This window comes from Bisbaumannia salifodinae, from assembly GCF_055388505.1.
This window is the reverse complement of sequence record NZ_AP043781.1, coordinates 125,233-147,732: the sequence shown is the minus strand read 5'-3', so window position 1 is coordinate 147,732 and position 22,500 is coordinate 125,233. Positions and strand designations below refer to the sequence as shown.

Annotated in this window: 23 protein-coding genes; 9 read left to right on the top strand and 14 right to left on the bottom strand. The window is 65.8% G+C overall.

Translation table 11 applies throughout. From position 1 onward, the window contains the following. Positions 1–2 precede the first annotated feature (2 nt). The 4 genes from ACZ5EF_RS00720 to ACZ5EF_RS00705 form a co-directional block, all read right to left on the bottom strand. Complete coding sequence (locus tag ACZ5EF_RS00720; protein ID WP_346062961.1) at positions 3–575, bottom strand: hypothetical protein; 573 nt, start codon at positions 573–575, stop codon at positions 3–5. Further along, the gene (locus tag ACZ5EF_RS00715; protein ID WP_346062960.1) at positions 572–775 is read right to left on the bottom strand and encodes a hypothetical protein; all 204 of its coding nucleotides are present in this window, start codon (positions 773–775) and stop codon (positions 572–574) included. The genes ACZ5EF_RS00720 and ACZ5EF_RS00715 overlap by 4 nt, the downstream gene beginning before the upstream one ends. A gap of 123 nt (positions 776–898) precedes the next feature. After that, complete coding sequence (locus ACZ5EF_RS00710; protein ID WP_379730100.1) at positions 899–1,027, bottom strand: hypothetical protein; 129 nt, start codon at positions 1,025–1,027, stop codon at positions 899–901. 54 nt (positions 1,028–1,081) lie between these two features. Continuing rightward, a complete protein-coding gene (locus tag ACZ5EF_RS00705) occupies positions 1,082–1,399 on the bottom strand; it encodes a HigA family addiction module antitoxin (protein ID WP_346062959.1) in 318 nt (105 codons plus the stop codon). A 327-nt stretch (positions 1,400–1,726) separates the two neighbouring features. On the opposite strand from ACZ5EF_RS00705, the gene ACZ5EF_RS00700 reads away from it, so the two are divergent. Beyond that, the gene (locus tag ACZ5EF_RS00700) at positions 1,727–2,044 is read left to right on the top strand and encodes a type II toxin-antitoxin system RelE/ParE family toxin (protein ID WP_346062958.1); all 318 of its coding nucleotides are present in this window, start codon (positions 1,727–1,729) and stop codon (positions 2,042–2,044) included. Positions 2,045–2,093: 49 nt separating this feature from the next. On the opposite strand, the gene ACZ5EF_RS00695 is transcribed toward ACZ5EF_RS00700, so the two are convergent. Together ACZ5EF_RS00695 and ACZ5EF_RS00690 are read right to left on the bottom strand one after the other, a co-directional pair. Beyond that, a complete protein-coding gene (locus tag ACZ5EF_RS00695; protein ID WP_346062957.1) occupies positions 2,094–2,318 on the bottom strand; it encodes a hypothetical protein in 225 nt (74 codons plus the stop codon). Between the two features lie 85 nt (positions 2,319–2,403). Next, entirely contained in the window at positions 2,404–2,652 is a 249-nt protein-coding gene (locus ACZ5EF_RS00690) for a hypothetical protein (protein ID WP_346062956.1), read from the bottom strand. Here ACZ5EF_RS00690 and ACZ5EF_RS00685 point away from each other — a divergent pair. Further along, the gene (locus ACZ5EF_RS00685) at positions 2,651–2,938 is read left to right on the top strand and encodes a HigA family addiction module antitoxin (protein ID WP_346062955.1); all 288 of its coding nucleotides are present in this window, start codon (positions 2,651–2,653) and stop codon (positions 2,936–2,938) included. The genes ACZ5EF_RS00690 and ACZ5EF_RS00685 overlap by 2 nt on opposite strands. A 1,015-nt stretch (positions 2,939–3,953) precedes the next feature. On the opposite strand, the gene ACZ5EF_RS00680 is transcribed toward ACZ5EF_RS00685, so the two are convergent. From ACZ5EF_RS00680 to ACZ5EF_RS00660, 5 genes are all read right to left on the bottom strand, one after another. After that, entirely contained in the window at positions 3,954–7,526 is a 3,573-nt protein-coding gene (locus ACZ5EF_RS00680) for a plasmid replication protein, CyRepA1 family (RefSeq protein WP_346062954.1), read from the bottom strand. 103 nt (positions 7,527–7,629) lie between these two features. After that, entirely contained in the window at positions 7,630–7,869 is a 240-nt protein-coding gene (locus ACZ5EF_RS00675; RefSeq protein WP_346062953.1) for a hypothetical protein, read from the bottom strand. A 240-nt stretch (positions 7,870–8,109) separates the two neighbouring features. Beyond that, positions 8,110–8,418 carry a hypothetical protein gene (locus ACZ5EF_RS00670; RefSeq protein WP_346062952.1) on the bottom strand — a complete coding sequence of 103 codons (309 nt, stop codon included), beginning with the start codon at positions 8,416–8,418 and terminating at the stop codon, positions 8,110–8,112. Between the two features lie 112 nt (positions 8,419–8,530). Further along, complete coding sequence (locus ACZ5EF_RS00665) at positions 8,531–9,217, bottom strand: hypothetical protein (RefSeq protein ID WP_346062951.1); 687 nt, start codon at positions 9,215–9,217, stop codon at positions 8,531–8,533. 100 nt (positions 9,218–9,317) lie between these two features. Continuing rightward, entirely contained in the window at positions 9,318–10,706 is a 1,389-nt protein-coding gene (locus ACZ5EF_RS00660) for a tyrosine-type recombinase/integrase (protein WP_346062950.1), read from the bottom strand. 377 nt (positions 10,707–11,083) lie between these two features. On the opposite strand from ACZ5EF_RS00660, the gene ACZ5EF_RS00655 reads away from it, so the two are divergent. Then, positions 11,084–11,497 (top strand): VOC family protein, encoded by a 414-nt coding sequence (locus tag ACZ5EF_RS00655; protein ID WP_346062949.1) that lies wholly within the window; start codon positions 11,084–11,086, stop codon positions 11,495–11,497. Between the two features lie 116 nt (positions 11,498–11,613). Here the strand turns inward: ACZ5EF_RS00655 and ACZ5EF_RS00650 are convergent, their stop codons facing one another. Continuing rightward, positions 11,614–11,847, bottom strand: a complete 234-nt coding sequence (locus tag ACZ5EF_RS00650; protein ID WP_346062948.1) for a hypothetical protein — start codon at positions 11,845–11,847, stop codon at positions 11,614–11,616. 116 nt (positions 11,848–11,963) lie between these two features. Here ACZ5EF_RS00650 and ACZ5EF_RS00645 point away from each other — a divergent pair, with 116 nt between their 5' ends. Together ACZ5EF_RS00645 and rapA are read left to right on the top strand one after the other, a co-directional pair. Continuing rightward, positions 11,964–12,758, top strand: a complete 795-nt coding sequence (locus ACZ5EF_RS00645; RefSeq protein WP_346062947.1) for a TlpA disulfide reductase family protein — start codon at positions 11,964–11,966, stop codon at positions 12,756–12,758. A 133-nt stretch (positions 12,759–12,891) separates the two neighbouring features. Continuing rightward, positions 12,892–15,825: an RNA polymerase-associated protein RapA gene (gene rapA / locus ACZ5EF_RS00640; RefSeq protein ID WP_379730105.1), complete on the top strand. Its 2,934-nt coding sequence runs from the start codon at positions 12,892–12,894 to the stop codon at positions 15,823–15,825. Positions 15,826–15,905: 80 nt separating this feature from the next. Here rapA and ACZ5EF_RS00635 read toward each other — a convergent pair whose 3' ends face one another. Continuing rightward, entirely contained in the window at positions 15,906–16,808 is a 903-nt protein-coding gene (locus ACZ5EF_RS00635; protein WP_346062945.1) for a TIGR01777 family oxidoreductase, read from the bottom strand. A 239-nt stretch (positions 16,809–17,047) separates the two neighbouring features. Here ACZ5EF_RS00635 and ACZ5EF_RS00630 point away from each other — a divergent pair, with 239 nt between their 5' ends. The 3 genes from ACZ5EF_RS00630 to phrB all read left to right on the top strand — a co-directional run bounded on the left by ACZ5EF_RS00630 (position 17,048) and on the right by phrB (position 19,826). Then, positions 17,048–17,419, top strand: coding sequence for a sirohydrochlorin chelatase (locus ACZ5EF_RS00630; RefSeq protein ID WP_346062944.1), 372 nt, complete (start codon positions 17,048–17,050; stop codon positions 17,417–17,419). Continuing rightward, positions 17,416–18,321: a MerR family transcriptional regulator gene (locus tag ACZ5EF_RS00625; RefSeq protein WP_346062943.1), complete on the top strand. Its 906-nt coding sequence runs from the start codon at positions 17,416–17,418 to the stop codon at positions 18,319–18,321. Before ACZ5EF_RS00630 ends, ACZ5EF_RS00625 begins: the two co-directional genes overlap by 4 nt. Positions 18,322–18,407: 86 nt before the next feature. After that, positions 18,408–19,826, top strand: a complete 1,419-nt coding sequence (gene phrB, locus ACZ5EF_RS00620) for a deoxyribodipyrimidine photo-lyase (protein WP_346062942.1) — start codon at positions 18,408–18,410, stop codon at positions 19,824–19,826. Between the two features lie 99 nt (positions 19,827–19,925). Here phrB and ACZ5EF_RS00615 read toward each other — a convergent pair whose 3' ends face one another. Beyond that, positions 19,926–21,794 carry a putative bifunctional diguanylate cyclase/phosphodiesterase gene (locus ACZ5EF_RS00615; RefSeq protein WP_346062941.1) on the bottom strand — a complete coding sequence of 623 codons (1,869 nt, stop codon included), beginning with the start codon at positions 21,792–21,794 and terminating at the stop codon, positions 19,926–19,928. Between the two features lie 184 nt (positions 21,795–21,978). On the opposite strand from ACZ5EF_RS00615, the gene fabA reads away from it, so the two are divergent. Then, complete coding sequence (gene fabA / locus ACZ5EF_RS00610) at positions 21,979–22,494, top strand: 3-hydroxyacyl-[acyl-carrier-protein] dehydratase FabA (protein ID WP_346062940.1); 516 nt, start codon at positions 21,979–21,981, stop codon at positions 22,492–22,494. Positions 22,495–22,500: the final 6 nt, after the last annotated feature.

The window sequence follows — 22,500 nt, the reverse complement described above, 5'->3', positions numbered from 1 at the left end:
TTTTACAGCCGGAAGGTCTCGCTAATCGCGGACTTGTTCACGCTCGCCAGGGTCTGGAGCGTTAGCGTCACCTGGGCCTGAAGCGGGTAGCCATCGCGGCTGATGGGCCCATCGAGCTGCTTCGACACATGCGTGATGACGCACTCCGGGTAGATGATCTGACGGCCCACGTTCAGGGCGACCGTGTCGGGAACACGGCCGCCCGGCATGCTCTCGCGCATCTCCGGCGAGGCGGCCTTCTCCAGGGCGGCCACGGCGGCCAGCACCTCGGTGGCGGGATCGGCGGTGGCGTAGAACTCCAGCACCAGGTTGAAGGTGAGCGGCGTGGTGCCGGACCACACCTGGGTCGTATTCAGCGTCGACTTCGAGGTCAGCCCCGTTTTTGCCTGGACGATTCCGCCGATTCGGCTGAAGTAGCTGCCTGCCGTTTCATTTTCGAATGGGCTTTCCCAAAGCGAAGTCAGCTCCCTTGAGGAGCCTTCGCCGACGATCCCCACCACCATCTCCTCGCCGGTGGCGATGAAGGCCTTGAGGTGGACGCTCAGGGTCGGGTCGTTGGTACCGACGACGCTCATACCCGCCCCTCGCCGGCCTGCTGGCGCTCCAGGGCGTCGACGGTCAGCAGCCAGCCGGCGGCATGAACGTCGCCCGCGTCCGCTGCTTCGCGCAGGGTGCGGCGGTATTCGCGCAGCCGGGCCGGGCTGGGGAGAGCGTTTTTCGAGCCTTTCTTACGGCCCCGGCCAGGCGGCGGGGGGGTGGGGCTGGGATTGGCCATGTGCGGAGCCTCGCTATGTAGCAATTTGTTACAGGCTAGCGATGACGGCCCGCCTGAGCAATGGGCAAGGAAAGAAAAATTTCTTTATCTTCAATATGTTACTTTAAAAGTAACACAACAGGGCTAGACCGACTGGCTGCGCCGGAAGGGCTTCGCTGTATCGCCGGGCGCGGTGGAGACGTGATCCACCACCAGGGCATTCCAGGGCGCATCAGGGGCGTCCACGCCAGCGAGCAGAGGGGCCAGGGACAACAAAAAGCCCCGCCAGGGTGGCAGGGCTTCGCAGCATCACTGAATGAGGGATCTCTATTCGACTCCTGCTACGGCTTCATCAGCCTGGAGCGTCAGGCGTCGCAGATCTGATGAGTCGAACACGCGGGAGGCCTCAGCAAGACTGTGACGAACCTGCATCATCATCCAAGACTCTGCTTCACCCCCAAGGACATGGCTCAGGCGCAGGGCCATGTCGCTGCTGATTTCTGCTTTCTCGTTGACCACGCGGCTAACCGAGGAGACAGATACATCCAGGGCGGAGGCCAGGTCAGTCATAGTCAGCCCCATGGGCTCCATAAAGCGGCGACGAATGATCCCACCCGGGTGACGAGTGAACGAAAGGAAGGTCATATTGGGAGTCCTTTGCGCTTTGCGCAACACGCAAAAACAAGGGTAAAGAAAACCTTGCTTAGCAAGGTTACATTGTGATATACTCATGAATCGCGCTGTGCAAGCATGAGCCATGAGTTCACAAACAATCTATGTAAGGCGCATTATAGGTACGCGTGATGTGGTTAGCAAGCACGTTTTGCCGCAAATGCGACAATCACTGCGGTCTACCTCTACGTTGCACACAACGCCAGACGAAGCGTTGGTGTAAGCGCCACCAGAAACGACGTGTACTACATGGCCATCGCTGTACAGCGCTTTCTACCATCAAGAGAGCGAGGTACATACATGATCGACAGTAAGAGTTTTAGGAGCGGAAAAGAAGGTAAGTCACTGAAAAAGCTATCGAAAGGTGATAGGTCGATGATCCGGGCAGAGCATGCAGAGAAGCTGGAAGACCTTCTCTACATCATGGCCACCACGGGCGACCTCGAGCTGATCAAGCAAGCTGGCTCAGACTACCACCCATGGCGGGGCAGGAAGATCGACGGCCACAAGATCCACTCGGTGTCTCTCAACGGCCCCTGGAGGCTGCTGTTCTGCTTCGACAAGGACACCGGGTACTTCCACCACCTTGCATACACCAACCCCCACCCCCTCCCGTGAGCTATAGGGGCAGGTCTACAGCTGTAGACCTGCCCCTGTGACAAGGGTGTCAGTCGAAGTCGTAGCCCAGCGGCTTAACGTTGCGCCTGGCCTCCTCCTGGGCGGCCAGGATCGTTGCTGGCGGCGACTCGACCACGGCTTTTCGGTCGTTTGCGAGGTAGCCGGCGGCCTCGCGCAGCCGCAGCCGCTCGCGGAAGCGCGGGGATTCGCTGACACTCCGCAAGGCGTGGGCCTCGCGGGCCGAGACATGGAAACGATGGGTGATAGTTCGCATGATGAGTCCTCGATAGCGATAGGTGGTGTGGTGTGCTGCTCGAGGGGCATCTATGCGGTGCCCGGCATGGCCGGGCGCTGGTGACTCAACGCTCCCAGTGCCAGGTCAGGGGCGCATGATCCGGGTTCAGCTCGTCCAGGTGGCGCCCCAGGGCCAGAAAGGCGTCCTGGTAGCGAGTATACACTCGGTCGTCCGAGTACCAGCGCTGGCTGATATCGTCTTGTGCCACCAGCAGCAGCTCACCAGGGCGAACGTCCCGGCTGATCACGTCCAGTGAAGCGCCGCGCGCGTAGGTGACCACAACATTGAACAGGTGAGAGGTAATATTAGTCATGGCCATGTTTAACCCGCCGCACCCCGGCGAGATCCTGCGAGAGGACGTTATCAAGGAGCTGGGTTTGACCGTGAGCGAAGCGGCCAAGCGTCTCGGCTTGACCCGAGTGCAACTGTCTCGCGTGCTCAACGAGCATGCCGGCATTAGTCCTGACCTTGCCGTGCGCCTCGAGCGCGCCGGGGTCAGCACCGCACGCCAGTGGATGGCCCTGCAGTCGTCCTATGAGCTGTGGAAAGCCCAGCAACGCCAGCAGCCAGCCGTGACCAGCCTGGCCGCGCACGCCTAGCCAGTAGCACCCCCTCGCTTGATTGCCCCACCGCCGCCCGGCAGTGGGGCTTTCCTGGCGTTTTCCATTTCGCGGCTTTCCGTACCCCCTTCCTCTCCATGGCGCAGGCGGGCGAGCGAAATGTGGTGGGAGTAACGCAGTCGAGAGAGGGGAGAGATACCTTGCCCGCAGTGTGGCGGGAATAACACACCCGAGGGAGCGGCCGCCCTAGGCGCTGACCTGACGATCCATTGGCAGCAGCGTGGTGGGAATAACGCACCCAGGAACGTCAGGAGCAACCACCCGGCAGGGTTGATGTGGTGGGAATGACGCGCCCGGGAAAGGGGGAGAGATCCCTTGCCCGGCAGCCAAGGGATCGACAGGCCCCGCCAAAGAGGGAAAGGACTCCCCAATGCCTTGGGCAGACACCGGGGCAGCCGGCAGCCCATGGGGGAGAAACACCTTGCCACCCGTGTGGTGGGAATAACGCACCCCTGGAGCTGCCCCGGAAGGATCTCGGGGCGTTTCTAGTTTCGCGCGTTTCAAGTATGCCCCTCCCTGAGCACCTGCAGGTAGGCACGAAAATGTGGTGGGAATGACGCATCACCTAAGGGGGAGGAATACCTTGCTCGCCAATGTGGCGGGAATAACGTGCCTGGGGAGGCACGCACATGCCCAGCGCCCCATCATGCCAGCTCCTCGACACGTCGCCCCCATTTCAGGGTCAGGCCCTGGAGCTACCCCATCTGGATCTTCACGGCCTGGAGCTCCATCACCTCGACGGTCAAGTGCTGCCGGCACCATCCCCAGACCACGAGCCTATCGTCGGAGGCAAGCCGTCTTGGCTCCTGTCGCCCTCCTTCAACCCTCCGCCGATTGTCGGCCCGTGGTGCTAATCTGCGATAGCGCAGGCGCCAATGGGAAGGTGGCCGTGGCGGTGCCCCAAGAGTAGGTCTTGGCAGTGTGCCAGGGTGTGACACATGGCCCATTATTCCCTAAGGGGTTATGGAGGAATGTGTCACACCCTGGCCTATCGTCAGGCGCTGCCAGCAGGCAAGGCGTTGACCGCCTCCAGGCGGAGCGGTCGCAGTCGTCGTGACTCCATGCTGGTACCGGCGAGACTACGCTTCACGGCACGGCTCAGGGACGGCAGCGTATGCACCAGCTCAGGCACCACGGATGCCGACGACAGTGTCGTCGCGGCCTTGGCGCGGGGCGTGGTATCCACGGCGGTAACTTTGCGGGCCGCATTACGGCTGTCAGACCAGTGCTGCATCTCTGTTAGGCTCTCCGGGGTGGGCTGATAGACGCGGATGATGGGGTTTCCCTTGGCCTTCTTGGCGGCGGGCTTGGTGCCATCAGGTGTGACACATGGCCCATTTTTCCCTAAGGGGTTATGGGGGGATGTGTCACACCCTGATGCCTTGGCGCGCTTCCGGTTTCTCTGCATCTTGAGCCCCATCCGCTCCATGACGGCGATCACCTCGCGGACAGGGTAGGCCGGGAGCTTCATCGGGCGCGGCTGGCCGTCATTCTTCTTGTCAGCGATCCAGACCCCGAACTTCCGCCCGGCGATGCCCAGATGCGCCAGCAAGTGCCGCTGCTCCATGATGCGATCAAGAATCATGCTGGCAGCGTCAGGCGTCAGCCAGCCCTCGGCATTGGTGTCGATGCCATCGAACAGCCAGCCATAGGCGCGGGCGCACGCCTCGTAGTAGCGACGGCTCGCCACGGCTTTGGTGCTGTCGTCAAAGTCGCTGACGATGCCCCGGAAGGCGCTGAAGCGGTCGAGCCGGGCCACGGCGCGGCCGTCATCCCACACGGCCAGTATCTCATCGTCCAGGGGCTTACCGATGATGCCCAGCGCCCGGCGGATGCGGTGCGCTTCCAGGGTGATGCTGGTCAGCTCGGCGCGCTCCTTGAGCCGCCCCAGCTCTTGGGCACGCTCGTCAGTGATAGCGGGGGCTGCGATCAGCGCGGCCTGCTTAGCCTCGCGGACGTGCTCGCGGGACTCTTTGAGTCGCTGGCCTACCTCCAGGGCGCCCATCGGGGCGTCGTCTCGTTGCCCGGATGACTGGCGCTCCAACTTCCAGCCGCTGACCTTCAGTTGCCACAGCAGGCCGGCGGCGAAGTCTGCGCGGGCGTTCTCAGCATCGGTGCGGATGCTGGCCACCAGCTCGTCGAAGGTGGTCACAGGGGCGGCCTTGCCCTCGATCTTCGATGCCGTCACAGCGGCGGCAATGGCGGCCTCGGGGCTCTGGTTGCCCACGGTGCTGGTGTTGGCCACCAGGGCGATCTCGAAGCGCGTCAGGTAGCGCACGCGGCGCATTTGCTGGGCCGCATCCGCTGGGGTGGTCCGGTGCCCGCCGCCGATGTAGACCCCAAGAGTGAATTTCTCCCCCTCGGGGATCTCCTCGATGACGTTGCCCTCGTCGTCGTACTTGGGCTTGTGCTCGATAGACAGGCCGGACCCGATGACGGGCGAGGCAATTACCAGGTCATACTCCCGACTCTTACGGTCAGCATCGGCGAGGAAGTCGCGCTGGGCGCGGTTGTCCTTGTTGCCGGAGTGAACGGCCATGATGCGCTTACCGGGCATGACGGCCTTGAAGAAGTGCTCTAGGGCCTTGGCACGGTCGATGCTCTCTACTGCGACCCACGGCTTGCCCACGGCGGCCAGCTCGGCCAGGGCTTCGCCCACGGCATGGTGGACGGCAGCGGCGCCGTAGCCGTAGTGGGCCTTGATGCCAGCATCACGCGGTGGTATGACTTCGATCACACGGAACTGCTCGCCTGGGCGGCATGACTCCAGAAACTCGATGGTGCGGCGATCCACGCCAGCATCTGCGACCACCACGCAGTGTGCGGCGGCGACGATCTCCCGAAGGCGCTCATAGACGCCCTGGTTGTCGGCCTCGCTAGTCCGGCAAGTGCTCTCTGATTCGATGAAGCGCAGTACCTGGGCCACCTCGTCAATGAACACGATGCCGGCCCGGTCGATCAGGCTGGCGTGGGCGCTCTTGGTGATGGACGGCAGGCACGTTGCCAGGCCAATGGCGGCGTAGGCGGTGGCGGCGTCCACGTCGCCGTAGTGAGTCAGCTTCAACCGGTTGGCCAGCTCCGCCACCAGGCTAACGCGGTGGCAAATGGCCAGCAGGGTCTCGCCCTGGGCGGCGGCCCATTCGGCCAGCGGGCGGCCCACTCGCTGGGTCTTGCCGGAGGCCATGGGCGCCTTCACGACGATGACTCCTTGCCAGTCGTCGCCCCCCAGCTCGGGAATGGCCGGCAAGCGCTCATGCCGGTGCCGTGTGGCAATGTCGCTTGGCAGGCTGACGGGTTCCAAGGCGCGGCGCTTGCGGTGGGCCTGGGCCTTGTCGAGCCGGCCCATAATCGCGTCAAGGGTTGCCGGGTGCAGGGCCCCAGGCGCGGCGGCGGCCTCGATGGCCTGCCGGATTGTGGCGAGCGATATTTGAGCCGGTGCCCGGTGGGCCAGGCGAGCCGCGATGCTGTATGCCAGGGCGGCGGCCTGAGCAGGCTCGGTGATGCCCTCGATATGCTCCAGCAGGTCGTCCGAGCTGCTGCCGTCCAGCTCTGCCGGCGTCAGCTTCCAGGCATCGAATACCGGCACGCTGGATATCGGCGCGGACTCGAACACGGAGCGCACCGCCTCGATGCCCTGGGCGGTAGCCATGTCGTTGAAGTCGTGCCCCGGGGTAGGGGGCAGGTAGAACGGGAGGCCAGTGGCCATGGCGGCCTTGTGGCCGGTGCCGTAACTGCTGAGGGGCTTCCCGAAGCGGTCGCTGGACTTGGTGGCGTTGTCGTTGTCGGCGGCCACCACGTCACCGTCGCGGGCCATGTGTCCGGTGACTGCCGGCAGGTTGCCGGCGTTGAACGCCACCACGGCTTGCTTGCCGGTCGCTTGGTGGACGGTGTAGCCGGTGGCGTAGCCTTCGCAGAATACGCGGCCTTGGCCGTTGTCGGTGCCAACCAAGGTGTAGCAGCCGGTGACCCTACCGCCAGGCTGGAAACGCTTTGCTCCGTCCAGGTGAATGAACTGAAGGTTCACCAGGGCGCCGTTCGGGGAAAACATCGGAATCACGAGTGCACCATTGCCGGGATGCTGGCACAGGTTGAGTCCCGTGGGCTCGATTCCTTTGAGAGTGCAGTAGGGGTGGTCGCTGCTCGCCGGTTTGCAGCGTCCCCAGAGCCAGCGGGCGCGGTCAGCGGCCTGCACCTGGGTATCAGCCTTCTCGGCTTCCCGGGAGGCCTTGGCGGCCTTGCGTTCAGCCTCCCGGCGCTGGCGCCAGGCGGCCAGCTCGGAGGGGCTGAGGTGGGGGGCTTGGCGGTTCTTGCGGTCGATCAGGCCACGGTCAGCCAGCCAGCCGTATTGCCCGGCGCGGTCGGTAATGCCGGTCTCGCGGGCGATCAGGTCAAGAACGCCTCCGCCCACATGGGCTTCTTGGCTGTACCACTTGCCGGCGGCCATGTTGACGGAGAGACTGCCTTGCCTACCCCATTTCCACTCGTCACCGCGTCGGCTCGTGGGCTCGCCCAGCAGTTCCAGGGCGACTGGCTCGATAAGAGATGAAAAATCAATGCATTCCCGCACCTCCGCTCCTCACCCTTTGCGGGATGCTCGGTGCAGACCGATATTGGTGACCCGGGCCACACCTCGGATTCGGGCAGATTGGGGAAGAGGTACGCGCTTGGGATCAGTCATGAGCCACGATCTCCCCCAGCACCTTGTCCTGAAGGAACTCGGCCCGCTCTTCCAGGCAGTCGGCGACGAGTTCCATGGCCGCTAGCAGGGCGCGGCGCTGGAATTCATTCTCGGCAATAGCGCCATCGCGCAGGCAGTCGATGATCCCGTGCATAGCAAAGGAGGCCTTGGCCATGGTGCGTGCGTCGCCGGCAAAAGCATCAGAATTCAGGCTCAGGCAGTCGCGACTCATTGCACCACCCCCTGCACGCTAGCGTGCTCTTCCAGACACAAAATAGAGGGAGTCAACATCACTGGCTGCCCCCTTTACCTTTGCGCTGGGCCTTACAGATCAGCCGACGCGCGTTGCGGTTCGGGACTGTAACAGGATCGAGGACGCGCAAGATCTCTTGGCTAGGGGTGCCGGCGGCGACGTGGGCGCGCTTAGTATTGAAGTGCCGAGACTTGAGTTGGGCAAAATCTGAGGAATAGCTCATTGCGCTATCCCTTGGGCCAGTCCGGCCTCTGCGGTGTTGCTGTAGTCCTGGCCGCTTTCCAGCCATTCGAGGACGTCTTTCAGGCGATAGCGCACAGTACGGCCATGCTTCACAAAGCGCGGCGCGGGGCGTCCCAGCAGGGTGCCAGTCGTGCGGGATTTGCGAGCAGTGGAAGGCTGGGCATTGATAAGGCTAGGGAACACGGCCTTTTCTGGCAGCTCAATCAGCGTAGGGTCGCAGCCTTCGCGGTAACGGACCAAGGCACTGGTGGCAAGGTCAAGGGGAGATCGTTCGTGAGTGTGCATTGGCGCATCTCCTAGTTTCCGTTGGTGACGCACCAGATAGTGAGGGGAGAACCCTGCCCCCCCGCAACCCTCCCCCTTACCCTAATCAGGGGGGATTACCTTGGGGGCAGGGTTATTTTTCGCGGATACGTCCATCACCTCGCAGACGTTCCCAGGATTTCTCGAAAGACTTTGGCGTAAAAAGGTCGCGACGACAGGGGAGGAATTCATCTCGCACAGCCGCTCTATGTCCTCTCTTGCCAGATTCTCTTTTTGGCAACTCGGTAGGCTCATACCCCATTTCACGTAGCTTTGCGAGTATTGCACCATCTTGAACATCTCGTTTCAGGGTATGCTTCTTCTCCTTAACGTCATCAAGCTTGACCGATGATAATGACACATCTTCTTTACGCTCTGGCTGGATACGCAGTGCTTCGGGCATATCTGACTTACTGAACCCTCTTGCCGTCAGCCAGCGGTAAATCTCTCGGCGATCCACATAGAAACGTACCAGATCAATCGGATAGCCCTTCCAGCGATCATCCTCATCTGGCAACGTATGCCAACCAAAAATTCCGGTTTTCAGGTCTCGTATCACTTCACCATGCTCATCCCTGTCGGCTACTTCTATCCCACAGGGTTGGAGTTCCCCATTCTGGGCAGCATGGATCATCACGCGATGAAAGTCCCCCTGCTTCTGAAAGTGGTCGTCAGGGTAATTTTTGCGTGTTTTAAAATCTTCTGGGTCGGCTCCAGCCAACATGAGTGAAATATCTTCACTGGCTAGAATATTTACCAAATGCCAAATGGAAACCGTCACTGCGTTACTCCTCATGCACTCGAGAAAAGTTGGCTGGCGGGCACAATGGAGTTGTCCTAGATTTCGGATGATCGGCCCTAGCCAGCCAATAGGGCCAGCTCTATCGAACCAAGGCCTGCGAAGGGCTTGCATCGCCAATCGTGTCAGCAACCCGTAGAGGCACTTTCTGTGCGAACATTTCCACGGCATCGCGCTTATGATCAGGCGCCAGGTGGGCATAGTGGGCGATGGTCGTCTGGATGTCAGCGTGGGCCATCAACTTGGAGACGGTCAGCAGATCGGTACCGGCCATGACCAACTGGGACGCGAAGTTGTGGCGCAGGGTGTAGAGCTGCAGGTCGTCGGGCAGCCCTCCCAGTTTGCGGACGGTGGCCCACGGCCGTTGCATCGCGGTCTGAGCCATTCGCCCGCCACTGACGGACGAGGCGAACACCAGGCCGGATCTCGGCTCACCCTGCTGCTTCCACCAGGTCTCGAGCACGTCTACGGCTGCCCGGGACAGCGGGAAGGTCTGGGGCTCTGGGCGACTGTGCGCGGTCTTCTCGATCACCTTTCGGATCGTGGCGAAGGCCAGGTTGACGTGCTCCCAACGCAGGCCGAATAGGTCGCCGGGGCGGAAGCCGGTGAAATACATCACCTTGACGAACGGCGCGACGTGATCGACGTAGGCCACCCGGTCCAAGTCGGGCAGATACGCCTTACCGTGAGCGCGGCTGCTGCGCCGCTGCTCACACTTGAGCTCTTGATAGGCCTTCAGACCAGCGAATAGCGCTTCGACCTCCTCGGGCTCCAGATAACGACGCTCGGCGCCCTGCTCGGCCAGCTCATCCTCGGTCAGCGCCGGTTTCTGCAACTTGATGCCCTTTAGAGGATTGGCCGATATCACCTTCCGCTCGGCGGCGTGCTCCAGCATCGTATAGAGGGCGCCGTAATCGCGCTTGAGGGTGGAGAAGGCGCGTGGCCTGGGTTGCGACTCGTTCTTGTCCTTCGCCTGTTTCACGACCTCCTGATCAGCCTGCCAGCGCTCCACCTCGGCACGGGTGAGGCTGCCCATCGGCTTGTCGAGCCAGTCGACGAACGCATAGCGAATGCGACGCAAGGTGGCAACCCCATCCTTCTTGCGGTTCTGGTAGGCGGTATAGGGGCCATCCAGGTAAGCACGGAGAGTCTGCTGCTGCTGGCGCTCGGCTTCGGCCTTGGCTTCCTCAAGCACGGCGCGCGGGTCGCCGCTCTGGGCTACCACTGCCAATGCTTCCTTGGCATCCTCCCGAGCTTGGGCTGCCGTCAGGGGGGCACCATAGCGGCCGAGAGTCAGCACGCGGCGCTGGCCAGCAGTGTTGTAGTAGGACACACGCAGAGCCAGCCCCCGCTTTCCAGCGCGAACGTGATAACCGGAGAGATCAGCATCCCATACTTCGCCACCCTCGGGCAGCTCGCGCGCCAGCCGCTCGAGCACTCGAGTGGTCAGCTTCTCTGTCGCCTTTGCCATGCTCTACCCTCTACAGGTTCCAAATAGGTTCCACCGACAGGATATAACGGGCAATATCGGGCAACAAAGGGAAATTTGAAAAACAGCATAATTTATTGTTTTTAAATGAAATACTTGTTTATCATTGGTGATGCTTGTTCCTGAGAATCTACAGAGATCACGCCTTCGGGAGGCAGAGGTCGTAGGTTCGAATCCTGCTACTCCGACCAGAATTCTGCAAAACGCCCGCTCATCGAGCGGGCGTTTTTTGTTGCCCTCGAGAACCCCCGCACTTATAGAATAACCCCCGCCAATCGTCGTCATGGCCAAAATCCAAGGGCCGAATTCCCGCCGCTGGGTCAGACTGAGGCTAACGCCATCGGCCGGAGGTGAGTGCAATGCAACGCCTGTCCCTGGAGGATGCGGTACTGCGCCTGAGAGAACTGGGCCCCATGGAGCAGTTCTGCACCAAGGTGCTGCGCCTGCCCCTGATCCTGCGCACCGCGCGCAGCGCCATCTTCGAGCTGAGCACCGACGAGCGCGGCCACACCCAGGTGTTGATGCTACTGGAGGACACCCCGGAGCCCAGTCCCCGCGAGCTGACCCTGGAGGTAAGTGAAGACGAGTTTCCCGCCGCCTGTGGCCAACTGACCCGGCATGGCGCACGCCTCTTCGAGAGCGAGGGCAGCTATGCGCCGGGCTGCGCCTGGCGGATCCTCTACTGCACCCTGCCGGAGGGCCATCGACTGCGGGTGATCAGCATCGACCCGACGCGCTGCGCCCCGGGCATGGGGCGGCTGGGCGGCGCCTGAGCCCCTGAACCGACAGTCGTCCGACTCCTGATGGGATGCGCCATTGGTTGCGGCGATTCCGTCGTTGCCGTCGCGATGAGCGGCATCGCGACGCTTGCGCCACTTGTTGCGGCGATTCAGTCGTTGCCGTCGTGATGGGCGGCATCGCGACGCTTGCGCCACTTGTTGCGGCGATAGAGGCGCGCCACCGCGATGCCCAGGGCGAAGACCACCATCACCGCCAGGGTCACGCCCTGCCAGTAGCGAGCACCCTCCTCCATCAGGGTGCCGAGGGTGATGATGGTGATAAAACCGATGGCCTGGCTGGCGATGGCCAGGGCACGCAAGGTATCGAAGGCCGGCTTGGCCATGCACAACTCCCGTCGCTGGTGAGTGACAGCCCCTCTCGCGGTCAGTAGGCTAGCGCTGAAACGCCCATTGTAGCGCGGCCGGCCCCGGCCGCCGAGCCTGCCCCGGAGCCCCCGTCATGGATGCCATCGCCCTCGGCCCCGTCCTGCTCTCCCTGCCCCGGCTCTACGCCATCGCCGCGGCCCTGGTGCTGCTGGCGGCCAGTTGGTTCCTGCTCGGCCTGCCTCGCGCCCTGCACGCCCGCTGGTTCAACGGCCTGCTGCTGAGCTGGCTGGTGGGCGCCCGCCTGGGCCATGGCCTGATGCACTGGGAGACCTATGCGGCGGCGCCCCTGGACCTGCTCAAGCTCTGGCAACCCGGCTACCAGGGCCTCTGGGGGCTGCTGGCGGCGCTGGTCTGGAGCGCCTGGGTGCTGCGCCACCGGGTGGTGCGCATGGGCGGCGCCATGCTGTTGCTGGTGGCTAGCTCGGCGCTATGGCTGGCGCTGGTCACCTGGCAGCCCGGCGCCAAGCCGCTGGCGGTGCAGGCGCTGCCCGACCTGACCCTGGAGCGGATCGACGGCGAAACCGTCAACCTGCGCTCCCTGGCCGGCGAGACGGTGCTGCTCAACCTCTGGGCCACCTGGTGCCCGCCCTGCCTGCGGGAGATGCCGCTGCTGGCCGAGGCGGATGCCCGAGAGGGGGTCACCGTGGTGGTGGCCAATCAGGGTGAGGACCTGCTCCAGGTGATGCGCTACCTGGACGACCAGGAGCTCGACTTCCGCTACGCCCTCCTCGATCCCCACCAGGAGCTGATGGTGCGAACGGAGTCGCCGGGGCTGCCCACCACCTTGCTCTTCGATGCCGAGGGACGCACCATTCAACACCACGTCGGCGAGCTGACCCGGGCCCAACTGGAGCGCTGGCTCCCCTGACCGGCAAGCGGCGATTCGGCCTACAGCCTCGGGCCACTTTCCGGTACCATACCGCGCCCTGCCGCCGCCCCTTCCGCGAGAGCCCGGGCGGCGATGAGCCATTGGCAGCACCCTGTTGATCATCCGAGGCATCATGAGCGAATTTTCTCCCGGTCAGCGCTGGATCAGCGACGGCGAAGCCGAGCTGGGCCTGGGCACCGTCCTGAACTGTGATTTCCGCACCGTCACCGTGCTGTTCAGCGCCAGCCAGGAAACCCGAACCTACAGCGTGCGCCAGGCGCCCCTGACCCGCGTGGCCTTCGGCAGCGGCGACCGCATCCAGGCCGCCGAGGGCTGGTTCCTCACCGTCGACGACAGCAAGGAAGCGAACGGCCTGATCATCTATATCGGCGAGGATGACGACGGCGAGCTGCGCGAACTGCCCGAGGTGCGCCTGGCCGACACCATGCAGTTCAACCAGGCCCGGGACCGCCTGCTGACCGGCCAGGTGGATCGCAACGACTGGTTCGACCTGCGCTTTCGTACCCTACACCACCACGCCCGCGTCGAGCAGCACCCGGCCCTGGGCCTGGCGGGCCCCAAGATCGATCTGATCCCCCACCAACTGTATATCGCCGAGGAGGTGGCCGGGCGCCATGCGCCGCGGGTGCTGCTGGCCGATGAGGTGGGCCTGGGCAAGACCATCGAGGCGGGCCTGATCCTGCATCGCCTGCTGCTCAGCGGCCGCGCCGAGCGCGCCCTGATCCTGGTGCCGGACAGCCTGACCCACCAGTGGCTGGTGGAGATGCTGCGCCGCTTCGCCCTCAAGGTGACCCTGCTCGACGAGCATCAGAGCCTGGCCCATGGCGACGCCAACCCCTTCGACAGCGGCCAGTTGGTGCTGGCCAGCCAGCAGTGGCTGTTCGCCAACCCTCACCGCCAGGCCCAGGCCGAGGCCTGCGACTGGGACCTGCTGATCGTCGACGAGGCTCATCACCTGGACTGGTCACCGGAGCAGAGCGGCCCCGGCTACGCCTGCGTGGAGCGCCTGGCCGGCGCCATCGCGGGGGTGTTGCTGCTCACCGCCACCCCGGAGCAGATGGGCGTGGCCAGCCACTTCGCCCGCCTGCGCCTGCTCGACCCGGAGCGCTACCAGAGCCTGGAGCGCTTCCAGGCCGAGGAGCAGGGCTATGTGAGGGTGGCCGAGGCGATCGATGCCCTCGAGCAGGAGAGCCTCGATGCCCAGGCCCGGGATCGCCTCGGCGCCGTGGTGGACGATGCCGACAGCGAGGCCCTGCTGGCGCTGCTGGCCAACCCGGAGAGCGACGCCGACCAGCGGGCTCGGGCCCGCGCCCAACTGCGCGAGCAACTGCTCGACCGCCATGGCACCGGCCGGGTGATGTTCCGCAACAGCCGCCGCCATGTGGGCGGCTTCCCGGAGCGCCGCCTGACGGTCACCCCCCTGGAGGCCCCCAGCGCCTACCGCCGGGTGCTGCGCAAGCTGGATCGCGACGAGGATTACCTGGACGAGCTGCTGATCGAGACCGGCCTCGATCACCCGGAGGTACTGCTCTATCTGGATACCATGTACCAGGCCCAGGCGGACGATCCCCTGAATGCCGAGCCCTGGTGGCAGTTCGACCCCCGGGTCACCTGGCTGCTCGAATATCTGGTGGAGCACGGCGACGACAAGGTGCTGGTGATCGCCCACGACAAGGCCACCGCCCAGGGCCTGGCCGAGGGCCTGCGGGTGCTGGGCGGCGTGCATGCGCCGGTATTTCACGAGGACCTCTCCCTGGTGGAGCGGGACCGGGCCGCGGCGGCCTTCGCCGACGCGGAGGAGGGTTGTCAGGTGCTGGTCTGCTCGGAGATCGGCTCCGAGGGGCGCAACTTCCAGTTCTGCCATCACCTGGTGATGTTCGACCTGCCCCAGCACCCGGACCAGTTGGAGCAGCGCATCGGCCGCCTCGACCGCATCGGCCAGCGCCATCCCATCGAGATCCAGGTGCCGGTGTTCGCCGGCAGTCCCGGCGAGCGGCTGCTGCGCTGGTATCGGGAGGGCATGGACGCCTTCGGCGCCCCCCACGGCATCGGCAACGACCTCTTCGCCGCCTTCGGCGATGCCCTGGCCGACGCCCTGCTCGACGACGAGGGCCTGGAGGAGGTGATCGCGGAGACCCGGGCGCTGTTCGAGAGCCGCCTGGCCGAGCGCGACGCCGGGCGCAACCGCCTGCTGGAGCTCAACGCCTGCCGCCCGGCCCGGGCCGAGGCCACCGCCGCCGCCATCCGCGAGCTGGACGAGGACAAGGTCCTGCCCCGCTACCTGGATCAGGCGCTGGATATCTTCGGCGTCGACAGCCAGGAGCTGGGCGGCAAGATCCTCCACCTGCGCGCCGGGCCGCAGATGCTCGACGGCCTGCCGGGGCTGGTCAAGGGCGAGGAGGGCTTCTCCGCCACCCTGGCCCGGGACGTGGCCCTGGCCCGGGACGACGTCCAGCGCCTCTCCTGGGAGCACCCCTTGCTGCGCGAGATGATGGGGCGCATCCTCGACGGCGCCATGGGCAACACCGCCCTGGCGCTGCTCAAGCATCCGGCGATTCCCGCCGGCCGGGTGATGGCCGAGCTGGTCTTCCGCACCCACTGCCCGGCCCCCAAGAAGCTGCATATCAACCGCTTCCTGCCGGCCACGGCGGTGCGGGTGCTGCTCGACGAGTCCGGCGCCAACCTCAGCGACAAGGTCTCCTTCACCGGCCTGGCCAAGAACCTGCAGAAGGTCAAGAAGGCGGTGGCCCGGGACCTGATCAAGAGCCGCCACGAGCAGCTGCGCGAGCTGCTCGACAAGGGCGAGGCCGAGGCGGAGCGGGAGCTGCCCTCCATCGTCGAGGCCGCCCAGCAGCGCATGCGCGACGGCCTCGACGACGAGCTGGCCCGCCTCAGTGCCCTGGCCCGCCATAACCCGGCGGTGCGCGAAGACGAGATCCAGGCCCTGCGCGACGAGCGCGCCGCCCTGGACACCGCCATCGAGGGCACCCGGCTACGCCTAGATGCGGTGCGAGTGATCGTGACCATCGATAACGAGACCCGCTAGGCCGGCCCCGGGAGACCACGACGCCGCGCCCCCATCCCGGGGCGCGGCGTTTTCGGTTATGGGCACCGGCACCCTCGGCGCTACTCGAGAATCGCCGCCAGGGCCCGATCCAGGGTCGGGTACTCGAAGCTAAAGCCCGCCGCCTCGAGGCGATCCGGGCGCATATCCGCCCCGCTCAGCAGGAGGTCGGCCATCTCCCCCAGCGCCAGCCTGAGCACGAAGGCCGGCGCCGGGAAGATCGCCGGGCGCCTGAGTTGCCGCGCCAGGGCGCGGGTAAAGTCGGCATTGCGTACCGGAGTCGGCGCACTGCCGTTGAAGGGGCCGCTCAGGTCCTCCCGGGTCAGCAGGAATTCGATGGCCCGCACCAGGTCGAGGCGGTGTATCCAGGGCATGAACTGCCGACCGTCGCCGAAGCGCCCCCCCAGCCCCAACTTGAAGGGCGGCAGCATCTTGGCCAGGCTGCCGCCGTCCCGGTCCAGCACCAGGCCGGTACGCAGCAGCGCCACCCGCACCCCCAGGGGCTCCGCCTCCCGGGCCACCGCCTCCCACTGGCGACAAAGACGATGGGCGAACTCGTCATGGGGCGGCGTCTGCTCGTCGACCCGGGTATCGCCCTGATCGCCGTAATAGCCCATGGCCGAGCCGGAGACCAGCACCCGGGGGGCGGCCTGCCGTTCCACCAGTCGCTGGCAGAGCGCCACCAGCTCGCGGGTGAGGGTCAAGCGGGAATCGACCAGCCGAGCCTTCTGCGCCTCGCTCCAGCGCTTGCCGGCGATGGACTCCCCGGCCAGGTTGATCAGCCCCTCGGGGCGCGCCGAGTCGGCCTCCGCCACCCGCGACACCACCCGCGCCTCCGCCGGCAGCACCCGGCGTGCCGCCTGGGGGTCCCGCGAGACCACCCATAGCTCGTGCCCCGCCCGGGTCAGCCGCTGGCACAGCAGGCGCCCCACGAAACCGCTCCCCCCGGTGACCAGAATGCGCATGCCACTACTCCCTGAACCGAAACAAGTTATACAATGATTGTACGGTTTTGTTAGTCTAGCCGATATCGCCACGCTGCCTACTCATTCACCGCCGCCGGAACCGTGCCATGTCCTCCCTTGCCACCCTCGGAGCCGGCCTGGGCCCTTGCGGCGGCGGCTGAACGCCTGGCGCTTCGGCCACCACCTGGGCCGGGCACTGGCCGAATGACGGCTCCCGCTTCGCTGATTGGAGGCCCCCGATGTCCCACGCCCTGATCCTGCTTGCTCACGGTTCCCGCGACCCGCGCTGGCAGGCGCCCTTCGCCACCCTGGCCGAGACCCTCGCCCAGCGCCTGAGCACGCCGCTGCGTCTGGCCTATATGGAACTCTGCGAGCCCTCGCTGGAGGCCAGCGTGGCCGAGCTGGCCGCCGACGGCATCACCCGCATCGATATCCTGCCGCTGTTCTTCGCCGCCGGCCGCCATCTGCGCGAGGACGTGCCGGGCCAGGTGGAAGCGCTGGAGGCGCGGCATCCCGAACTGCGCCTTTCGCTGCTGGCGCCGGTGGGGGAGCATCCCGCCTTCGTCGAGGCCCTGACCACCATTATCCATGAGCGTGCGAGGTCGTCATGACGCTACAGGCCACCCACCCCAGCGACACCCCGCTCTACCCGATCCGCGAGGTCTCCCGCCTCACCGGCGTCAATGCCGTGACCCTGCGCGCCTGGGAACGCCGCTACGGGCTGATCCGCCCCCAGCGCACGCCCAAGGGGCACCGCCTCTATACCCGCGAGGATATCGAGCGCATCGAGCGCATCCTGCAGTGGCTCAATCGCGGCGTGCCGGTCAGCCAGGTGACCGAGTTGCTCGACCAGCCCGAGCGGGTCGAGGCGCCGGCCCCCGGCGCCGGTGACTGGCCCGAGCAGCGCCAGCAGATGGCCGCCGCCGTGGAGAGCCTCGATCTCGACCGCCTGGAGGGGCTCTACCAGCAGGCCCTGGCCCTCTACCCCATGGCCACCTGCCTGGAGGAGCTGCTGACGCCGGTGGTAACGAGCCTGGAGGAGGGCTGGGAGGAGCAACTGGGGGCCTGCCTGCAGCGCCGCACCCTGGAGTCCTTCCTGCGCACCCGGGTCGGCATCCGCCTCTACCACGCCAATCGCGGCAATACGGGGCCCTGGCTGGTGATCAGCCACCTGCCGGAGGCCAAGGGCCCGCTATGGGACCTGCTCGCCGCCCTGGCCGCCAGCGACGCCGGCTACCGGATCCACCTGCTGGATGGCCCCCTGCCCTTCGGCGAATGGCCGCTGGCCACGGAGCGCCTCAAGGCGGCGGCCCTGGTGCTGTGCAGCGGCCAGGCGGAGCGCGCCGACCTGATTCGCCGTCAGCTGCCGCGCCTGGCGGAGCAGCTCTCGGTGCCCCTGGGGCTGTGCGGCCCGGTGGCACGCATTCGCGCCGGCGAACTGGAGGCCACCCGGGTCGCCCTGCTGGGCGAGACGCCCCAGGCCGCCATCCAGGCGCTGGGCGAGCGACTCTAACCAGGCGATGCCTCTGAAGGGGCGCTGGGAGCCCCGGGGCTCGATACCCCCGAGACAAGCGCGATGCCTGAAAACAAGGAGGTTGAATGCCCGCTCCCCCCGTCCTGGTCTGGTTTCGCAACGACCTGCGTATTCACGATCACCGCGCCCTGGCCGCGGCGGCCCGCCAGGGGCCTGTGGTGGGCGTCTTCCTGCACTGCCCCGAGCAGTGGCGCGCCCATGATCATGGCGCCAACCGCCTCGACTTCCTGCGCCGCGGCGTCAGCGCCCTGGCCGATGACCTGGCCGGCCTCAATATTCCCCTGCTGCAGCGGGATATCGGCGACTTCGCCGCCGCCCCCGAGGCGCTAGGCGCCATCGCCGAGGCGCTCGGTGCCAGGCGACTGCACTTCAACCACGACTACCCCCTGGACGAGGCGCGCCGCGACCACGCCGTCACCCGGGCCCTGGAGGCCCGCGGCATCCGGGTCAGCGGCCACCACGACGGCGTGGCCTTCGCCCCCGGCGAGCTGCTGACCGGCCAGGGCGAGCCCTACAGGGTCTTCACTCCCTTCAGCCGCGCCTGGCATCGCCACCTGGAGGCCGAGCGCCTGGCCCTCTCCCCCACCCCCGCGGTGCAGGCGCCACTGGCCATCGACGGCGAGCCCCTGCCGCCGCGCCCCGCCATGCCGGACGAGGCCGTGGTGGCCAGCCGCTGGCCCGCCGGCAGCCGGGCCGCCGAGGAACGACTGAGCCGCTTCCTGCGCTACCGCGGGCGCCACTACCAGGCACAGCGCGACTTTCCCGCGGTGGCCGGCACCAGCGAGCTCTCCCCCTACCTGGCCCTGGGGATGCTCTCCCATCGCCAGTGCCTGCAGGCGGTGCTGACGGAGAACCACGGCCGACTGGCGGAGGGCGATACGGGCCTGGCGGCCTGGGTCAATGAGCTGGTGTGGCGGGAGTTCTATCGGCATATCGTCGCGGCCTTCCCGGCGGTCTGCCGCCATCGCGCCTTCCAGCCGCATACCGAGGCGCTGGCCTGGCGGGACGACGAGGCGGCCTTCCGGGCCTGGTGCGAGGGGCGCACCGGCTACCCCATCGTCGATGCCGCCATGCGCCAGCTGGTCTCCAGCGGCTGGATGCACAACCGGCTGCGCATGATCAGCGCCATGTTCCTCAGCAAGCACCTGCTGATCGATTGGCGCCGCGGCGAGGCCTTCTTTATGCGCCACCTGGTGGATGGCGACTTCTGCGCCAATAACGGCGGCTGGCAGTGGGCCGCCTCCACCGGCACCGATGCGGCCCCCTACTTCCGCATCTTCAATCCCACCACCCAGTCGCGGCGCTTCGATCCCGACGCTCGCTTTATCGCCGACCTGGTACCGGAGCTGTCCGAGGTGGCGTCCAAGCAGCGCCATGATCCCCCCGAGGCGGAGCGCCGCGCTCACGGTTATCCCACCCCCATCGTCGAGCACAAGGCCGCCCGCCAGCGCGCGCTGGATGCCTTCTCCGCCCTGGAGCGCTGATTCCCAGGCCGATTCTCGAAGGCAGGATGTCCCACGGCCCGGTCCATGAAGATAAGCGAGCGCTGACGAGAGTACGCGACGCTCCGGGGCGGTAACCCATCAGCGGGCCTGGACCGCCTCCTCGAGAGTCGGCGAGGCCGGTGGGGCGCTGGGCGGCGCCAACCAGGCCGCCTCCACATCCGCTGCCGACATGGGGCGCGAGAACATAAAGCCCTGCACCAGGGGACAGCCGTGGCTGGCCAGATACTCCAGCTGGGGCTTCTCCTCCACCCCCTCGGCCACCACCTCCAGCCCCAGGCCCTCGGCCATGGCCAGCACCGCGGCGACGATGGCGGCATCGGCCTGATCCTCCGGCAGCGAGCGCACGAAGGCGCGGTCGAGCTTGAGCTTGTCCACCGGCAGGCGCTTGAGGTAGCTCAGCGAGGAGTAGCCGGTACCGAAGTCGTCGATGGCGATCTGATGCCCCCGCTCCTGCAAGGCCGAGAGACGCGGATAGATATCCCCCGCCCGCTCGTCCAGCAGCACCGATTCGGTGAGCTCCAGTCCCAGCAGCCGGGGTGGCACCTTGAATTCGCTGAGACAGGCGGCCAGTTGCGCCTCCAGGTCGCCTTGAATCAGCTGCAGCGCCGAGATATTGACCCATACCGGCACCGCCGGCATGCCGGCACGCCGCCAGCTCGCCAGTTGCCCCACCGCCTGCTCGATCACCCAGCGGCCCAGGGAGACCATCAGGCCATGGCGTTCCGCCAGGGGAATGAAGTCCGCCGGCGAGACCATGCCCAGTTCCGGATGGCGCCAGCGCAGCAGCGCCTCGAAGCCCACCAGCTCGCCGCTGTCGATGCGGTGCTGGGACTGGTAGTGCAGCTCCAGTTGGGTGCCGGTGGCCAGGGCGTTGCGCAGGGCGTTGACCAGCCCCAACTGGTGATCCCCCGCCACGTCCAGGGCCGGCCGGAAGCGCTGGTGCTGATTGCGCCCATGACGCTTGGCGGTATACAGCGCCGACTCCAGGCGCTGGAACAGCACCCCCGCGTCGCGACCATCCTCCGGGGCCCGGCAGCTACCGATGGTCATGCCCAGGCGCAGGGTCTGCCCCTCCAGCTCGAAGGGCATGCCCAGGTGATCGCGCAGCTCCTCGACCCAGCGATCATGGTCATCGAAGGTGGTGGTGCGCATCACCAGGAATTCGTCGCCACCGATCCGCCCCACCACACCGCCGGCCACTTGGCGCGCCAGGCGCTGGGCGAAGCTGGCCAGCAGGCGATCGCCCTTGTCGACCCCCAGGGCATCGTTGACCGACTTGAAGGCGTCGATATCGATCAACGCCATGTCCAGCGCCTCGCCGGCACGCAGGGAGCGCAGCCGCGAGCCCATCAGGTCGTTCAGGCGGCGACGATTGGGCAGGCCGGTGAGCGGATCCTCGAAGCCGATGCGCTGCAGGTCCTGCTCCCGGGCCTTGTGGCGGGAGATATCGGTGAACAGGGAGACATAGTGGGTGATGCGCCCCCTGGCGTCGGCCTGTACCTGGACCCGCAGCCATTCCGGGTACTGGTCGCCATGCTTGCGTCGGCTCCACACCTCGCCCTCCCAGCGCCCCTGTCCCTGGAGGGCCTGACGGAAGCGCTCGTCGAAGGCCTTGTCCTGGCGCTCGGAGGCGAGCATCGACATGGGCTTGCCCAGCACCTCCTCGGCGCCGTAGCCGGTGATGCGGGTGAAGGCGGGATTGATGGCGACGATGCGGTTATTGGCGTCGCAGACCACCACGCCATCGGCGGAGAGCTGCAGGGCGCTCTCCAGCAGCTGGCGTCGCTGCCCCTCCCGAGTGACCTGGCGCCACAGGTCCATCAGGCCCAGCAGCATGATGACCATGGCCGCCAGGCGCAGCCAGAGGTTGGGCAACCAGCCAATGGCCGCCATGGCGATCAGGCCGCCCCAGATCAGGGGACGGTCGAGAGAAAAACTAGGCCACATAGGATCGACCCGGCGAGTGAGAGAGTGTGATGGCAGGCGCCACCCTTAAGAGAAACTATCGGCGCTTGATGAGCAAGCTTTAATCTGCTCTAGCCTCAACGTGCAATCACCGCCGCCGGAAAGTAGAATGCCAAGTGCCGTGATGCATGCGGCCTATAAAAACTGCGACTCTCGGAACGACTCTGTGATCAAGCAACACTCCTTCAGCCGCGATGAGCTGCTGGCATGCAGCCAAGGTGAACTCTTCGGCCCGGGCAATGCCCAGCTGCCGGCACCCAATATGCTGATGCTCGACCGTATCACCCATATCCACGAGGAGGGCGGTGAGCACGGCAAAGGCGAGCTGATCGCCGAGCTCGATATCCGTCCGGACCTGTGGTTCTTCGACTGCCACTTCCCCGGCGACCCGGTGATGCCCGGCTGCCTGGGCCTGGATGCCATGTGGCAGTTGGTCGGCTTCTACCTGGGCTGGCTGGGCCACCCGGGTCGCGGCCGCGCCCTCGGCTGTGGCGAGGTGAAATTCACCGGCCAGATCCTGCCGGATGCCCAGAAGGTCACCTACCGGATCAATATCAAGCGCATCATCACCCGGCGCTTGATTCTCGGCATCGCCGACGGCACCGTTTCCGTCGACGGCCGTGATATCTATCAGGCCAATGACCTGCGCGTCGGCCTGTTTACCTCCACCGCGAATTTCTGACCAGGA